Source organism: Amycolatopsis palatopharyngis, assembly GCF_003385185.1.
GTDB lineage: Bacteria > Actinomycetota > Actinomycetes > Mycobacteriales > Pseudonocardiaceae > Amycolatopsis > Amycolatopsis palatopharyngis.
This window is the reverse complement of the sequence record NZ_PQHZ01000063.1, coordinates 18,574-31,808: the sequence shown is the minus strand read 5'-3', so window position 1 is coordinate 31,808 and position 13,235 is coordinate 18,574. Positions and strand designations below refer to the sequence as shown.

General features: G+C 67.3%; 13 protein-coding genes and 3 pseudogenes. 5 read left to right on the top strand and 11 right to left on the bottom strand.

Annotated elements, in window-relative coordinates; genetic code table 11:
- Positions 1-359: 359 nt before the first annotated feature.
- On the bottom strand, positions 360-791 hold the full coding sequence (locus tag D0C15_RS30010) for a TetR family transcriptional regulator C-terminal domain-containing protein (protein ID WP_162830305.1): 432 nt from the start codon (positions 789-791) through the stop codon (positions 360-362).
- A gap of 213 nt (positions 792-1,004) precedes the next feature.
- Positions 1,005-1,805, bottom strand: coding sequence for a helix-turn-helix transcriptional regulator (locus tag D0C15_RS30005; RefSeq protein WP_116051490.1), 801 nt, complete (start codon positions 1,803-1,805; stop codon positions 1,005-1,007).
- A 149-nt stretch (positions 1,806-1,954) separates the two neighbouring features.
- On the opposite strand from D0C15_RS30005, the gene D0C15_RS30000 reads away from it, so the two are divergent.
- Positions 1,955-3,361 (top strand): MFS transporter, encoded by a 1,407-nt coding sequence (locus D0C15_RS30000; protein ID WP_116051489.1) that lies wholly within the window; start codon positions 1,955-1,957, stop codon positions 3,359-3,361.
- On the opposite strand, the gene D0C15_RS35820 is transcribed toward D0C15_RS30000, so the two are convergent.
- Positions 3,348-3,860, bottom strand: coding sequence for a metal-sensing transcriptional repressor (locus D0C15_RS35820; protein WP_425455443.1), 513 nt, complete (start codon positions 3,858-3,860; stop codon positions 3,348-3,350). The genes D0C15_RS30000 and D0C15_RS35820 overlap by 14 nt on opposite strands.
- Between D0C15_RS35820 and D0C15_RS29990 the strand changes: the two are divergent.
- Together D0C15_RS29990 and D0C15_RS29985 are read left to right on the top strand one after the other, a co-directional pair.
- Positions 3,823-4,274 (top strand): annotated as a pseudogene (locus D0C15_RS29990) (IS3 family transposase); the annotation flags it as partial. The gene D0C15_RS35820 and the pseudogene D0C15_RS29990 sit on opposite strands and share 38 nt — an antisense overlap.
- A 66-nt stretch (positions 4,275-4,340) precedes the next feature.
- Entirely contained in the window at positions 4,341-5,114 is a 774-nt protein-coding gene (locus D0C15_RS29985) for an IclR family transcriptional regulator domain-containing protein (protein ID WP_116051488.1), read from the top strand.
- Here D0C15_RS29985 and D0C15_RS29980 read toward each other — a convergent pair.
- The 7 genes and pseudogenes from D0C15_RS29980 to D0C15_RS35810 all read right to left on the bottom strand — a co-directional run.
- Positions 5,083-6,480 carry an MFS transporter gene (locus D0C15_RS29980; protein WP_116051487.1) on the bottom strand — a complete coding sequence of 466 codons (1,398 nt, stop codon included), beginning with the start codon at positions 6,478-6,480 and terminating at the stop codon, positions 5,083-5,085. The genes D0C15_RS29985 and D0C15_RS29980 overlap by 32 nt on opposite strands.
- 2 nt (positions 6,481-6,482) lie before the next feature.
- Positions 6,483-7,475, bottom strand: coding sequence for an NAD(P)H-dependent flavin oxidoreductase (locus D0C15_RS29975; RefSeq protein WP_116051486.1), 993 nt, complete (start codon positions 7,473-7,475; stop codon positions 6,483-6,485).
- A complete protein-coding gene (locus D0C15_RS29970) occupies positions 7,472-7,954 on the bottom strand; it encodes a MaoC/PaaZ C-terminal domain-containing protein (RefSeq protein WP_116051485.1) in 483 nt (160 codons plus the stop codon). The genes D0C15_RS29975 and D0C15_RS29970 overlap by 4 nt, the downstream gene beginning before the upstream one ends.
- A 3-nt stretch (positions 7,955-7,957) precedes the next feature.
- Complete coding sequence (locus D0C15_RS29965; protein ID WP_116051484.1) at positions 7,958-9,886, bottom strand: CoA-binding protein; 1,929 nt, start codon at positions 9,884-9,886, stop codon at positions 7,958-7,960.
- Positions 9,883-11,523, bottom strand: a complete 1,641-nt coding sequence (locus D0C15_RS29960) for an AMP-binding protein (RefSeq protein WP_211323382.1) — start codon at positions 11,521-11,523, stop codon at positions 9,883-9,885. Before D0C15_RS29960 ends, D0C15_RS29965 begins: the two co-directional genes overlap by 4 nt.
- A 158-nt stretch (positions 11,524-11,681) precedes the next feature.
- Positions 11,682-11,774: a hypothetical protein gene (locus D0C15_RS35815; protein ID WP_425455444.1), complete on the bottom strand. Its 93-nt coding sequence runs from the start codon at positions 11,772-11,774 to the stop codon at positions 11,682-11,684.
- Positions 11,775-11,875: 101 nt separating this feature from the next.
- Positions 11,876-11,950: pseudogene (locus D0C15_RS35810) on the bottom strand (hypothetical protein); the annotation flags it as partial.
- A gap of 93 nt (positions 11,951-12,043) precedes the next feature.
- Between D0C15_RS35810 and D0C15_RS35280 the strand changes: the two are divergent.
- Positions 12,044-12,781, top strand: coding sequence for a recombinase family protein (locus D0C15_RS35280; protein ID WP_245976401.1), 738 nt, complete (start codon positions 12,044-12,046; stop codon positions 12,779-12,781).
- Here the strand turns inward: D0C15_RS35280 and D0C15_RS35805 are convergent.
- Positions 12,774-12,989 (bottom strand): annotated as a pseudogene (locus D0C15_RS35805) (cytochrome c oxidase assembly protein); the annotation flags it as partial. The gene D0C15_RS35280 and the pseudogene D0C15_RS35805 sit on opposite strands and share 8 nt — an antisense overlap.
- On the opposite strand from D0C15_RS35805, the gene D0C15_RS35275 reads away from it, so the two are divergent.
- Entirely contained in the window at positions 12,953-13,114 is a 162-nt protein-coding gene (locus tag D0C15_RS35275; RefSeq protein WP_245976400.1) for a hypothetical protein, read from the top strand. The pseudogene D0C15_RS35805 and the gene D0C15_RS35275 overlap by 37 nt on opposite strands.
- Positions 13,115-13,235: the final 121 nt, after the last annotated feature.

The following is a 13,235-nucleotide window of genomic DNA, read 5'->3' as shown; positions in this document are numbered from 1 at the left end:
TCAGAGTGCCGCCCCACGCCCGACGACGGCAGGTGGGGCCACATCAAGATGCCGACCGATCCCGCAACCCAGCCGCCGGGGCCAGTTCAGAATGCCGAACCGGGGCCAATTCGGCTTGCCGAAATCAAGGCAGGCCCCAAGGAGATTGAGAGTGGGTTGGGATCGTTGTCCACGGCCTGTTGCAAGAGCCGGTAGAAGAGCGTTCGCAGGCGCGTAACGCATTTTCTGACTTCGTGACCCGCTGTGGCGATCTACTGGCCAACATCGTCAGGGTCCTGGGATGGGTTGAGGCCCAACGTATCGGGACGTGCAGGCTGTTTTTGCGAGCCCGGTGTCTGACGCGAAAGCGGCCCTCGCGTCTACGCCTTGACGCCGAGCAGGAGCGCGGAGGTAGGCCACAGCCGATCGAGCAGATCGGGATCGTTTGCGACCTTGGCGAGGAGCACGGTGCCCTCGAGATGCGCCAGGAGGGCGCGGGCGTTCTCGGAGGTCGCCCGCTCCGGTTCAATGCTGCCATCCTCAGCGGCGGCACGGAGCGTGTCGGCCATGAGGGCGACCTGGTCCTCGAACACGGCTGATACGGCCGCTGCTACATCGGCGTCATGGCTCAGCTCCAGAGCGAGGTTTCCGAACAGGCAGCCGAGCATGGTTCCAGCGGTGGTGCGCTCGGTCCGTTGGGTGCGAGCCTGCAGGGCCAGCAGCCGTTCAACACTTGCCAAGGGTGGGGCGTCCTCGGCGAGCGCGGCGACCCAGAAGGGACGTTGCGCAGTCCATGGTAGAACTCCAGCCACAGGGCGAACAGTGCGCTGCCGGGTTGCCAGGGGAGTCTGAGGCGTGCGGCGGATGCAGCGACCGGGGGCGCTGAGGCGTTGCTGATCGACCGTTGCCGTTCGAACGGGCCGCGCTACCCGCCAACGCCTGGCCCGCAGCGAGACAGCGGAAGGAGACGTCTTCTCGGAGGTGTCGCATCCTTTGGTCAGCTGGAATGGCGACCGGATTAGCGTCTACTGCGGGGATGGCGTGTCGTGCGCCTTTGAGATCACGTTGCCGTTGAGGTAGTGCCGTGGGGACGTGCCGACGACTCGGCGGAACGCCGCGAGAAAGGCGCTTGGTGTCGCGTATCCAACGCTGCGGGCGGCGTTGGATACGGATTGGCCTTCGGCGAGGAGGGGCAATGCGGCTCGCAACCGCATGTGCATACGCCAGCGGTCGAAGCTCATGCCCGTGTCGTGGACGAAGAGCCGGGTGAGGGTGCGCCGGCTCACGCCGATGGCCCGGGCGTGTGCATCGAGGTTCCGCGGATCCGCGGGATCGGCGAGGAGTGCGTCGGCCACAGCGCGGACCCGTTCGTCCACGGGCTGCGGTACGTCGATCGGCGTGATCGGCAACGGGTGCAGGAGATCCAGGACGACCGCCTCGGCCCGCAACCGCGCATCGTCGGCGAGGTCCTTTCGGTTGAGGTGGTCGATCAGGTGGGCCAGCAACCCGTCGACACCGACCGGCGTCGGCTCTCGCCAGTCCAGACGGCACCTGTCTTGTTCCAGGTAGAGGCTGTGTAGCACGGCGTCGCGGGTCGCGCCGGTTCGGTGGACGACTCCCGCGGGCAACCACAGCGCCCGGGTGGGCGGCAGGACCCAGTAGGTGTCGCCGACGGCCACGCCGAGCACGCCGCGCCGCGTCCAGGCCAGCTGGTGATGCTGTGGGTGGCTGTGCGCTGGTATCCACTGCCCCGACGACAGGGGGAAGTTCCCGACGACGATCGTTCCTACGCCGGGTGGCACTGCGCCTGACACAGCCTCGCTCACGGTTTCAGTCTATGTCCTCAACGCGACATGACCTGTCCCCGTAGCGGATTGTGGTCAGCGTTGCCGCGACCTTAGCGTAACCACATGCCGATCCAGCCACGTCCTTGCCGCTGCAGTACCCACGGCCCGACCGCGACAGGACACCTTTCATGACGAGAGCATCGGTCCCCGGCACAGTTCCCGGTCGCCGTAGGCCTGCCCTGATCGTGCTGTGTCTGGTGCAGTTCATGCTCGTCATGGATGACACCGTGGTCAGCGTTGCCCTCCCCAGTATCCGGGACGACCTCGGATTCACCGCCGTGGGCTTGGTTTGGGTCGTCAACGCATACTTCCTCGCGTTCGGCGGGCTGCTGCTGTTGTCCGGTCGCGCAGCCGACCTGCTGGGCCGTCGGCGCGTCTTCCTCGCAGGCGTGGCACTGTTCGGTGTCGCCAGCCTTGCCTGCGGGCTGGCACAGGAGCCCTGGCAACTCGTGGCCGGCCGATTCGTGCAGGGTGCGGGCGCGGCCCTGGCCAGCCCGGCGGCACTGTCACTGATCACCCTCTTGTTCCCCGGAGCCGAAGAGCGCGCCAAAGCGCTCAGCGTCTGGGGTGGTATCGCCGGTCTCGGCGGCACAACGGGAGTGGTGATCTCCGGTGCACTGACGGACCTCACCTCATGGCGCTGGATCTTCCTGATAAACCTGCCCGCTGCTGTACTCGCCGTCGCGCTGCTCCCGCGTCTGGTCGGTGAGAGTCGGGCGACCGTCAGAGCGCGTCTCGACGTGCCAGGTGCGGTGTTGGGCACCGGTGCCGTTGTGTCGCTGGTCTTCGGCCTGCTCCAGGCCGCGGAATCGGGATGGGGTGACGTGACCGTCGTCGGTCCCTTGCTCATTGCTCTCGTGCTGGCCGTCGCATTCCTCGCGGTCGAGTCGCGAATGGCCGAGCCGTTGGTGCCGTTGTCGTTCCTGGCCTTCCGTACCCGTGCCGTCGCCAACGGCTCGACGTTGCTGTTCTCCGCGGCCTTCTTCGCGATGGCCTTCTTACTGATGATCCACCTGCAGACCGTGCTCGGCTACAGCCCGTTGAAGGCAGGTCTGGCCTATCTGCCCTACGGCGCGGGAATTCTCGCGGGCATGTGGCTGTCCTCGCGTGCGGTGATCAGATTCGGAATGCGCCCGACCCTCGTCGTGTCGTTCCTGATCAGCTCGGCCGGGTTACTGCTGCTGTCCGGAGTGGCGCCGAACGACAGCTACGCGACCGGCGTTCTGCCTGGCATGCTCGTCACCAGCCTCGGTTGTGGCCTGAGCCTGCCCGCACTGACGGTCGCCGCGGTCGCGGGTACCACGGGAGAGAACGCCGGGCTTGGCTCGGCAGTCCTCAGCTCGGTTCAGCAGATCGGCGGAGCTGTGGGCTTGGCGGTGCTGGTCACCCTGGCCGCACGCCGCACCGACACCCTGGCCGACTCGACTGGTCCGCTGCGCGCCGCGACGGAAGGCTTCTCTTTCGCGCTCATCATCGCGGCCGCGCTCCTCGCACTTGGCTCCGCCCTCATTGCCACGCTGCTCAGAAAGCGTTGAACACCCTCAACTCTCGCCCCGAAAGTCTGACACCGACCCGGTGACGAGTCCGGGCGAGCAAGGCCCGGTTTGAAGATGGGGCTGACGTTATCGGCGACTTTTGGATGGCTTCGTGGTTGCCGTGAACCTTCGGTCGAGCGATGCGATCAGCCCTCGACTCAAACGAAGTCAGAGTCTCGGTCAGCCGCTGCTGCAATGCCGTGAGATGGGTCATCAAGGTGTTCGCGCTGATCTGAGTGAGGATGTCGATGCAGTAGCTGTCCTCTTCGATCATCCGACGGATGTCACGGGTCTGACCTCGATGCGTCTGAGCTTGCGAGGTAGTGGTCCTTCTCGGTGTTATAGACGTGTGTGGCTTGGGAGGGGGTGGTGAGGGTGTCCATGTCAGGTGACCTCCTTGCCGCAGAACGCGGGGATGATCGAGCGGTTGATGTAGGTCTTGCCGACCGGGTGTGCGCGGCCACCGACGAAGTACGAACGAGCTGTGGGTCACCGACATCACCCACCATCGAACCCGAGAAGGGTGGATCTAGTGTGCCGCCGTCCTCGACGCCTACAGCCGCCGCATGGTGGACTGGTCCATCTACTCCAAGCAGGACGCCACCCTCGTGGTCAATGCCCTCGACATGGCGATCCGCAATCGCCGACCCGAGCCCGGCGGGATCGTCCGCGTCGACCACGGAACCCAGTTCACCTCCTGGATCTTCGCGAGAAGATCCGCTCAGCCGGTCTGCTCCCGTCCTTCGGCACCGTCGGCGACGGCCTGGACAACGCCATGATGGAGAGCTTCTGGTCCGCGGTGCGGATCGAGCTTCTCAACCGCCGACGATGGAAGACCTGGGTCGAGCTCGCCAACGCGATCTTCGAGTACATCGAGATCTTCCACAACCACGAGCGCTGCCACTCAGCACTCGGGGTTACCGCCCTTGTCGGACGACGGATACTCTTCACACGTACGAGAAGCTGATCTAGGAGCCACATGGTGCAGGAATCCCCGCCGGGCATGAGGGCCCTGGAACGCGGCCTGACGGTGATCCGCGCCTTCACCGAATCCTCCGAACCTCTGAGCCTTTCGGAGGTGGCCCGCCGTACCGACCTCGACCGCGCCGTCGTTCGCCGTGTTCTCGGCACGCTGCGTGCCCTCGCTTACGCCGAGGAGACTCGAGCTGGCTGGCGACTCACGCCGGCCGTACTCGAACTGGGCTACGCGTACCTCTCCTCCGACCCCCGCACCGAGATCGCCGAGGCTAGGCTCAAACCGCTGGCGGACCGGACCCACGAGTCCTGCTCGCTCGGCGTTCTCCACCAGCACCGCGTCGTCTACTTGGCGCGCGTCGAAGTGAAGCGTGTCGTCGGCCCCAACCTGGCCATCGGCTCGGTCCTGGAGCCCACTCTGACCTCCATCGGACGGCTGCTGCTCGCCTACGCCGACCCCGACGTCGTCGAGGACCACTTGCGCTCCACCCAGCTGCGGGAGGCGACTCCGCACAGCATCACGGACCCGGGCGAGCTGCGGGATACGCTCGCCCGGGTCCGTCACCAGGGGTACTGCCTGGTCGCCGAAGAGCTCGAATTGGGTCTCCTGGCCCTCGCCGTCCCCGTGTACGGCAGGGACGGGCGGGTGGTGTGCGGCGTCAACCTCACCTCCCACACCACCCGGATGAGCCCGCCGCAGATGGTCGAGGAGTTCCTACCGCTGCTCCAGGAGATCGCCGAGCAGCTCAGCCAGGATCTACGACACGCCTATCTGTGAGCACCGGCCCGACGGCAGCGGGCGATGCCGCTGCACGGCCGGCGCGGGGGTCAGTCTGAGAGCCCGGAAGGTGCTCCCGGGCCGCCGGTTCGCGGATCACCAGCGCTGTCACGACGGTGAGGGACACTGCGGCGAGCACATAGACCGACACCGGCCAGGGCCGGCCGTCGGCCCACTCGACCAGCATCGCGGCAGCAAACGGGGTCATGCCCGCGAACAAGATCGACCCGAGCTCGCGGCTCACCGAGAAGCCGGTGAACCGGCTGTCGGTGCTGAACAGTTCGGAGAACAGGGCGCCCTGGCAGCCGAGCATGAGAGGGACGCCGATGCCCACACCGCCCACCATCGCGAGGACCACGGCCGCGGCGCTGCCGATGCTGAGAAGCCAGAAGAACGGGAACGCGAACGCACCGGAGACGATGCCGCCCAGCACGATGACGGTGCGGCGGCCCCACCGGTCCGAGAGGGCGCCGGAGGCGAGCGTGAACGCGATCGCGACGAGCCCGGCGATCGTTAGGGCATAGGTCCCGACCAGGCCTGTCATGCCCACCCGGTCGGCGAGGAACGACAGAGCGTACGTCTGGTAGGCGTACGTCGCTGTGAACGGGCCGGCCACCAGGCCAATGATCACCAGGACGCTGCGCCACTGGTCGCGGAACGTCCGCGTCAGCGGAGCCTTCGGGGCGTCACCGTCCTCACGGTCGAGCTGCCGGAATTCCGGGGTCTCCTCCGTCTTCAGCCGGATGTACATGCCTACCGCGACCAGCACGAAGCTGAGCAGAAACGGAACCCGCCATCCCCACGCCAGGAACTGCTCCTCTGGCATGGAAGCGAACAGGGCGTAGACGGTGGAGGAGAGGACCACGCCGACGTACAGGCCGGAGGCCGGCACGCCGCCGAACAGCCCGCGGCGGTGTGGTGGGGCGTACTCGACGGCGAAGATCGTCGCGCCGGCGTGCTCGGCGCCCGCGCCTAGGCCCTGGAGGAGCCGTAGCACCACCAGGCTCAGCGGGGCCCAGATGCCGATGGTGGCGTAGGTGGGCAGCAGCCCGATCACCGTGGTGGTGAACCCCATCAGCAGCAGCGTGGCGACCAGTGTGGGGCGGCGCCCGAGCTTGTCCCCGAGCCGGCCGAAGATGACCGATCCGACGGGGCGTGCGAAGAACCCGACTCCGAACGTGGCCAGGGCCAGTAGCGTCCCCACCGCAGGGTCGCTGGTCGGGAAGAACAGCCGCCCGAGGACCAGGGCCGAGGCGGTGGAGAACAGGAAGAAGTCGTACCACTCGAGCGAGGAGCCCACGACGGCGGCTCCGAGCACTCGACGCAACACCCGGGGGTCCGGGCTCGTTTGGGCCGTGGTTGTCATGGTCAGTTGCCTCCAGCGGTTGGGTGTGCTGCTTCATCGGGGTTGCCGAGATCGGCTAACGTGCTGTGTGCTTCCGCGACGATGCGGGCGATCACCTCGGCGCAGCCGGGAACGTCGTGGATGAGGCCCATCGAGGCTCCCGCCGTCCACACGCCCGCCTCCGGGTCGCCGTCCAGGTAGACGCGACGACCTCGAGTACCGAGGACGAGTTCCCTGACGTCCTCGAACGTCCCGCCTGCCTCGAGCCGGGACACGACCTCCCGGCTCACGCCGTTGCTGTAGACGCGCGAGGTGTTGCGCAGGGGTCGCAGGATCAGCTCGGTGTCCCGTTCGCTGGCCTCGACGATCGCGTGTTTGATCGCCGGATGGATGGGCGACTCGAGCGTGCACATGAACCGGGTGCCCATGGTGACCCCGTCGGCTCCTAGCGCCAGCGCCGCAGCCAGCCCGCGCCCGTCCGCGTAGCCGCCGCACGCCAGGACCGGCACGTCGACTGCCCGCCTGGCTATCGGCAACAGGACCAGCCCGGGAATTTCGTCCTCGCCGGGGTGGCCAGCGCACTCGAACCCGTCGATGGTGACCGCGTCGACACCCAACGCGGCGGCCTTGACCGCGTGGCGGACGCTGGTGCACTTGTGGATCACCTTGACGCCGTGCCTGAGGAAGTCCTCGACGTGGGGGCCGGGATTTGCGCCAGCCGTCTCGACCACCGTTACGCCGCCGTCAATGATCGCCTTGCGGTATTCCTCGAACGGTGTCTCGCGGACCGAGGGCAGGATCGTCAGGTTCACCCCGAGCGGCTTGTCGGTCATCTTCCGGGCCCGGGCGATCTCCCGTGCGAGGTCCTCGGACGTCTCTTGGGTCAGCGCACTGATCATGCCGAGGCCGCCGCCTTCGGAGACGGCCGCGGCCAGGTCGGCGGTCGCGACCCACTGCATGCCGCCCTGCACGACGGGGTGCTCGATCCCGAGCAGGTCTGTGATCCGGGTCTTCATCGCTTGCTCCTGATCTGTGAAGTGGTGGCCCGGCTGAGGACCATGAAGTCGCTCAACCCGTCGCAGACGGTCTCGTCGTCTTGGTTGATGAGCTCGATGCGCCGGGTGACGATGCCGCGGTCGCCGCGCGACGTGAGGCGCATCGCCTCGATCGCGAACCGGGTGTGCACCGTGTCGCCCACGAACAGGGGCGACCTGAAGTTCCACTCCTGGAAGTTCAGCAGCGCGACGGCCGACCCCTCAAACATCCCGGTGCGCTGGATGAGGCCGGTGGCCAGAGCCAGGCCCATCGCCCCGTGGACGAGCGGCCGGGCGAAGCCGGCATCTCGCGCCGTCAACGCATCGGTGTGCACGGGATTCCAGTCGGAGGTGAACATCGCGAAGGTGACGAGGTCGGTTTCGGTGACTGTGCGGCGGGGGGTCTCGAAGACCTGACCCGGCTCGAGGTCTTCGTAGAAGTACGGTTCATGGGGTCGCATCCCTCACGTCGCCTCGTCGCCGTTGTTGCCGAACAGGTAGGTGACCTGCCCGTGAATCACCTGGCGGGGCTTCGGTGGCTCCGTGTCGCCGTCGGGCGTCGAGGTGGCGGCGAGGATGAAGTTGAAGGTGACCAGGCCGCGGCGCTCGCCGTTCACCGGGCTCAGCTCCTTGACCCGGTCGACGACCATCTCCATGGAGATTTCGTCGTCCTCGAAGGTCGGCGACAGCATCCGGACGTCGTCGAAGCCGGCCTGGACCTCCGAATGGGCCCACAGGCCCGTCTCATGACCGAGGGTGTTGAGGGCGCTGAGCACCTGCAGCCCGGCGACCACGCGTCCGGGGTACCCGGCGGCGCGCGCCAGCTGGCAACTGGTGTGGGTGTTGGGTGCCGCACCTGGTGTCGCGACCACGTCTGCGTAGGCGTCGACCCGTTCCGCGGTCAGGCGAGCCCCCGTCGCGGTGTAGGTCGCCCCTGGGGTGAGGTCGACCAGGCGGGGAGCCGGCGGGCCGGGGAACCGCCGCACGTGGCCGGAGTCTGCCGAGGCGGCGTCGGCGGAACGCGCCCGTGCCTCCGTGCGGCGTCCGTAGCCGGCCAGGGCGGCCGCCAACGCGGCGGGGGAGTCGAAGACCGGGATGTCGGCCTGCCCGAAGTGCTCGCCGAGACCTGTTGTGCTGCTGCCGACCTGGGCAACCGTGACAAGCTTGTCGCTGTTCCGGGCGGCCGAGGTGAGGTCGTCGCGGATGGCGTCCAGGTCGTAGCCGTCGCCCACTGCACCGAGCCCGACGACGAGCCCGTCGACATGGGGGTCGTCGAGGAGTGGCGGCAGCGCCTTGGCGAGCAGGTGCGGTTCGTTGAGGAGCTGGGCGGTCACGTCGACAGGGTTCCTGGCCGATGCGAATCCCGGCAGTTGCTGCTGCACTGCCTTCTGAGTCGGTTCCGACAGCGGCGGTGTGGCCAGGCCTTCGCGTGAGAGCGCGTCGGTGAGGATGACGCCGAGGCCGCCCGAGTTGCTCAGCACAGCCACCTTTGGGCCGCGCAGGCCACCGGGGGCGCGCAGGTACTGGCCGAGCTCGATCGTCTCCTCCAGCGAGCGAGCTACCCAAAGGTTCGGGTGCTCGCGAAGGGCCTGGTCGTCGTCGGGCTCAGGAGTGGCGGTGCCCGTGTGGGCACCCGCCGCAGTCCAGGCATCGGCACTGAGCGTGGAGCGGTACACGATCATGTGCTTGCCTAGCTCTGCCGCACGGCGAGCGAGGTTGTCAAAGGCTCGCGCGTCCTTGATGGACTCGACGTAGATCATCACCAGGTCGACGTCGTCGTTCGGGAGGACCTCGCCGGCCACATCGGCGACGTGGAGGTGGGCCTCGTTGCCGGTGGCCGCCCAGTAAGAAATCCCGCCTCCTACGGCGTGCCACCGGTTGTACAGCATGGCGGCGACCGCGCCGCTCTGCGAGATGATGGCCGTCGTCCCGGGCCGGGGCCTCCCGGTCGCGAAGGCGGTGGAGAAGCAGGGGAAGTATCCGCTCATCACGTGGGCGAGGCCTTGGCAGTTCGGCCCGACGATGTCGATACCGGAGTGCCCGAGGGCTGAGAGCTCTCCCTGAAGGTCGCGCCCGTCGGGAACCTCGGCGAACCCCGAGGAGTACACGATGGCCGTGCGGACGCCGAGGTCGGCGGCCTGACGTACCGCGGAGACGGCGGCCTCGCGCGGCAGTGAGACTACGACCGCTTCCGGCACATCGGGGATTTCATCGAGGCTGGGGTAGCAGGGGAGGCCCTGAACCGCGTCGTACTTGGGGTTGACCGGGTAGATCGATCCCTGGAAACCGAAATCCTTCAGGTACTGGATGGGCCGGTAGCTGATCAGCTTGCTCAGGTTGTCGGTGGCGCCGAGTATCGCTACTGACGCGGGAGTGAACAGGGTGCTTCTCATCGGATTGCCTCCTCGGCCTGCTGGCGCAGCGCGAGCCGCTGGATCCGGATCCCGTTCGCGCCGTCGATTCGGGGGAACTCCTCGATGGCGATCACGCGAAAGGGCACCTTGTAGGTGGCGAGGTCTCCGCTCAGCCGCGACAGGAGGCCCTCCTCGTCCAGCTCACTTCCGTCGGGTTGTCTGATGAACGCGACGCAGCGAGGGCCGTCGGACGTGGCGACGCCTACTACCTTGGCCTCGATGACTTCCGGTTGGCGTTCCAGCGCGCCCTCGATTTCTGCGGGGTCGACGAGGAAGCCGCTTAGGCGTAGGACGTCCTTGTCCTTGGTGACGAACCGGAATGTGGTGGGGTCTTCGAGATACCCCAGGTCGCCGGTGCGGACCCAGCCGTCCTCGGTGAAGGTCGACCGGTCGAGGCCGTCGCCGTTCAGGTAGCCGAGCATCACGTTCGGGCCATAGGTTTCGAGCTCGCCGGTTTCACCGACTGCCAGCAGCTGCCCCGACTCTGGGTCCCGCACGCGCAGCCTGGTGTCGGGGTTCGTCGTGGGGCCGCCCGGCTCGGATCGGTCGGCTGGGTCGCCGCCCTCGCGCCGCCGTAGCATCAACGCCAGTTGTTCGGAGGATCCGTACACCTGGGTGAGGGAGATGCCGAGCCGGTCACCCCAGTCGACGAGCTCTCGGCTGTCGTTGGTGAAGGTCGAGAACCCGATTGTGCGCATCGAGGACTCCGCGAGGCCGCGAGTCTCGAGCTCGCGGAATAGCCGACGCACGAACGCGTCGGGGCCGTTCGCGTACGTGACGTGGTGGCGCTCAATCAGCGTCACGGCTTGGCTGGCGTCGAACTCGGGCATCAGGACCGCCGTGGCGCCACCTGCGAACGCCGCCATCACGGTGTTGAACCCCCAAACGCCGCACAACGGGAGTTGCCCGAGGACCACGGCACCCTCCCGGTCGTAACCGAACGCCGCCGCCACCGCCCGGCTGTGATCTGCGATCGCGGCCTGTGAGTGGCCAATCAGCTTGGGGGCGCCGGTCGAACCGGACGAGGCGAACACAGTGGCAACCCCGCCGTCTTCGTCCCCACGAGCCTGGGGGAGCGGCACGCCGGCCGGGAGGGAGCTCCGCGAGGTCAGCGGTGCCCGCTCACCGTTGTGGCGGCCCGTTGCTACCCCGGCCGTGGCGGGGACGCCATCGACCACTGTCGCCCAGTCCATGACGACCTCGAGGGCGGCGCCATGGACGTAGAGCGCGTCGAGCGACGCTGCGTCGCCGATCCGGCCCCGACTGTCGCCCACCAGGCCGGCCGCTCCAGCAGCGGTGAGGATGCGGGCGACCTCGGGAACGGGATAGCGGGCGTTGATGAGGACGGCCGCCGCCCCGGTCTCGCACAGAGCCAGGTAGGAGCGGACCCAAGCCGCTCCATTGGGCAAGCACAGGGCGACGCGGTCACCAGGGCCGATTCCCAATCCCCGCATGCGCTCGGCGAGCGCCTCAACCGACGCGACCAGTTCCCCGTACGCGAGGGACTCCCCGTCGGACACCACCGCGGCGGCACCCGGGCTCCGGGAGGCCATGGACCTGACTAGTTCCAGCACAGGGGAGCGGGTTGTCGTCTCTGAGCGGAGTGTTGCTGACACCTCTACCGTCCTTTGCATGTGCGTCAAACGCACATCTGTGCGTTTTCAAGAGGAGACCCTGACACCGATCTCAGGTCGTCGTCAAGGGCGGAACTTGTCAACGGCCAAGTTGTGGTCCCCGCTGGTGGCCAACTGAAAGGCCCACCCCTCGCGGGTTATCAGTTGGTGTTGATTCGGGTTCCTCCGTTCGTTCGGGCTTGTTTCATTCGGTAGGAGTCGCCGTCGGTGAGGACGGTGTGGCAGTGGTGCAGGAGCCGGTCGAGCTAGCTGACCGCGGTGGTGAGCTCGGGTAGGAACGTCCCCAGGACTCGAATGGCCAGTGGGACGCGATCCCGCGCGACCTGCGTTCGTAGGCGGCTGCGACGAACCGGAAAAGCAGCTGGGCGCCGGTGTCGTCCAGGGGTGCGAAGCCAAGCTCGTCGACCATGAGCAGGTCGTGGCGTAGCAGGTTCTCGATGACCTTCCCGACGGAGTTGTCGGCGAGTCCGGGGTTAGAGGTTCTCGACGAGTTCGAGCGGCCATGGACGCGCAGGTGATCAACGAAGGGCGCCACCAAGGCGGCAGGGCACCCTATGGGTACGTCGTTATAGACAGTGGTTCCCATCCGAACCCGCGCAAGGCTGCGGAAGGGTTTCGACTGCGAGTACTGGTTATCGAGGATGCGACGGCAGATGTGGTGCGGCGGATCTTCGCCGAGTACCTCGACGGCAACGGCGATCGAGCGATCGCCAACATGCTCAATCGTGAAGGGATTGCCTGTCCATCGGCGAGCAGACCGGAACAGAACCGTCATCGGCTGGCGGATGGCTGGCAAAGCAGCACTGTGCGGTCGATCTTGGAGAATCCTCGCTACACCGGGTATGGACCAAGCACGAGATGTTGCTGGACCCCGAGGATGTGGCTGCAGGCCACGTGGTGCGCTTCCGGCGATCGACGCCTGACCGCGTCGTTCGGTCACGGGTGCAGGCGCATCCGGCAATCGTGTCTGTGGAGGTGTTCATTCAAGCGCAGCTTCTTCGGCGCTCGAAGTCTGCGGGCGGGTTGGCGACGGCGCAAGGCGGAGCGTGGCGGCCGGGCGAACGCTCGTGGGTATCTGCTGCGTGGTCTGATCCGCTGCGGTGTCTGTGGGCGGAAGATGCAAGGCGCGACGATCCTGAAGGGCGCGTACTACCGGTGCACTGCGCGGACGATGGCCCGGCGACCAGGAGTAAGGGAATGCCCAGGGCCAGCGCGAGGTGCTGGACCAGGTTGGCGCTGAAGAGCACTTCGCCGTAGCGGGCGAGCCCACCGCTGGTGGTCCACGTGAGCAGCAACCACCCGGAGAGCCAGCTGAGCGCGGCTCCCGGTGGCCAGGAATCGCCGCGCCGGCGCAGTCGGCGAGCAGCGAATAGCGGCGGACCGCGCGATCGAGGTCCGGGGTGGAGAGCCGATGAGCAAGCGCCAGTGCGAGCAGTCCACCGGCCCACAGCACGACCCCGACAACGTGCACCAGCATCGCCGAGATCGCCAGCCGGTGATCCCCCGTGCCGCCGCCCGAATGGCCACCGAAGGCCGCGGGCAGTGTCGCGGCCAGTGCGATCCCCAGGAGTAACACCACACCCGCTCGCGACAGTACGAACCGGCAGGCCACGGTGAGCAGTGCGACAAGACCTGCCGCCACCAGCAGGCCAGGAACAGGCGGCAGATTCAGCGCTGAGCCGGCAATTCGCGGA

Coding starts and splice junctions, on each gene's coding strand:
- D0C15_RS29980 (WP_116051487.1), bottom strand. CDS start 6,480: ATGACAACCACGGCCCAAACGAGCCCGGACCCCCGGGTGTTGCGTCGA.
- D0C15_RS35820 (WP_425455443.1), bottom strand. CDS start 3,860: ATGTCGGTGACCCACAGCTCGTTCGTACTTCGTCGGTGGCCGCGCACA.
- D0C15_RS35275 (WP_245976400.1), top strand. CDS start 12,953: ATGAGCAAGCGCCAGTGCGAGCAGTCCACCGGCCCACAGCACGACCCC.
- D0C15_RS35280 (WP_245976401.1), top strand. CDS start 12,044: ATGGACGCGCAGGTGATCAACGAAGGGCGCCACCAAGGCGGCAGGGCA.
- D0C15_RS30000 (WP_116051489.1), top strand. CDS start 1,955: ATGACGAGAGCATCGGTCCCCGGCACAGTTCCCGGTCGCCGTAGGCCT.
- D0C15_RS29965 (WP_116051484.1), bottom strand. CDS start 9,886: ATGAGAAGCACCCTGTTCACTCCCGCGTCAGTAGCGATACTCGGCGCC.
- D0C15_RS29975 (WP_116051486.1), bottom strand. CDS start 7,475: ATGAAGACCCGGATCACAGACCTGCTCGGGATCGAGCACCCCGTCGTG.
- D0C15_RS29985 (WP_116051488.1), top strand. CDS start 4,341: ATGGTGCAGGAATCCCCGCCGGGCATGAGGGCCCTGGAACGCGGCCTG.
- D0C15_RS29970 (WP_116051485.1), bottom strand. CDS start 7,954: ATGCGACCCCATGAACCGTACTTCTACGAAGACCTCGAGCCGGGTCAG.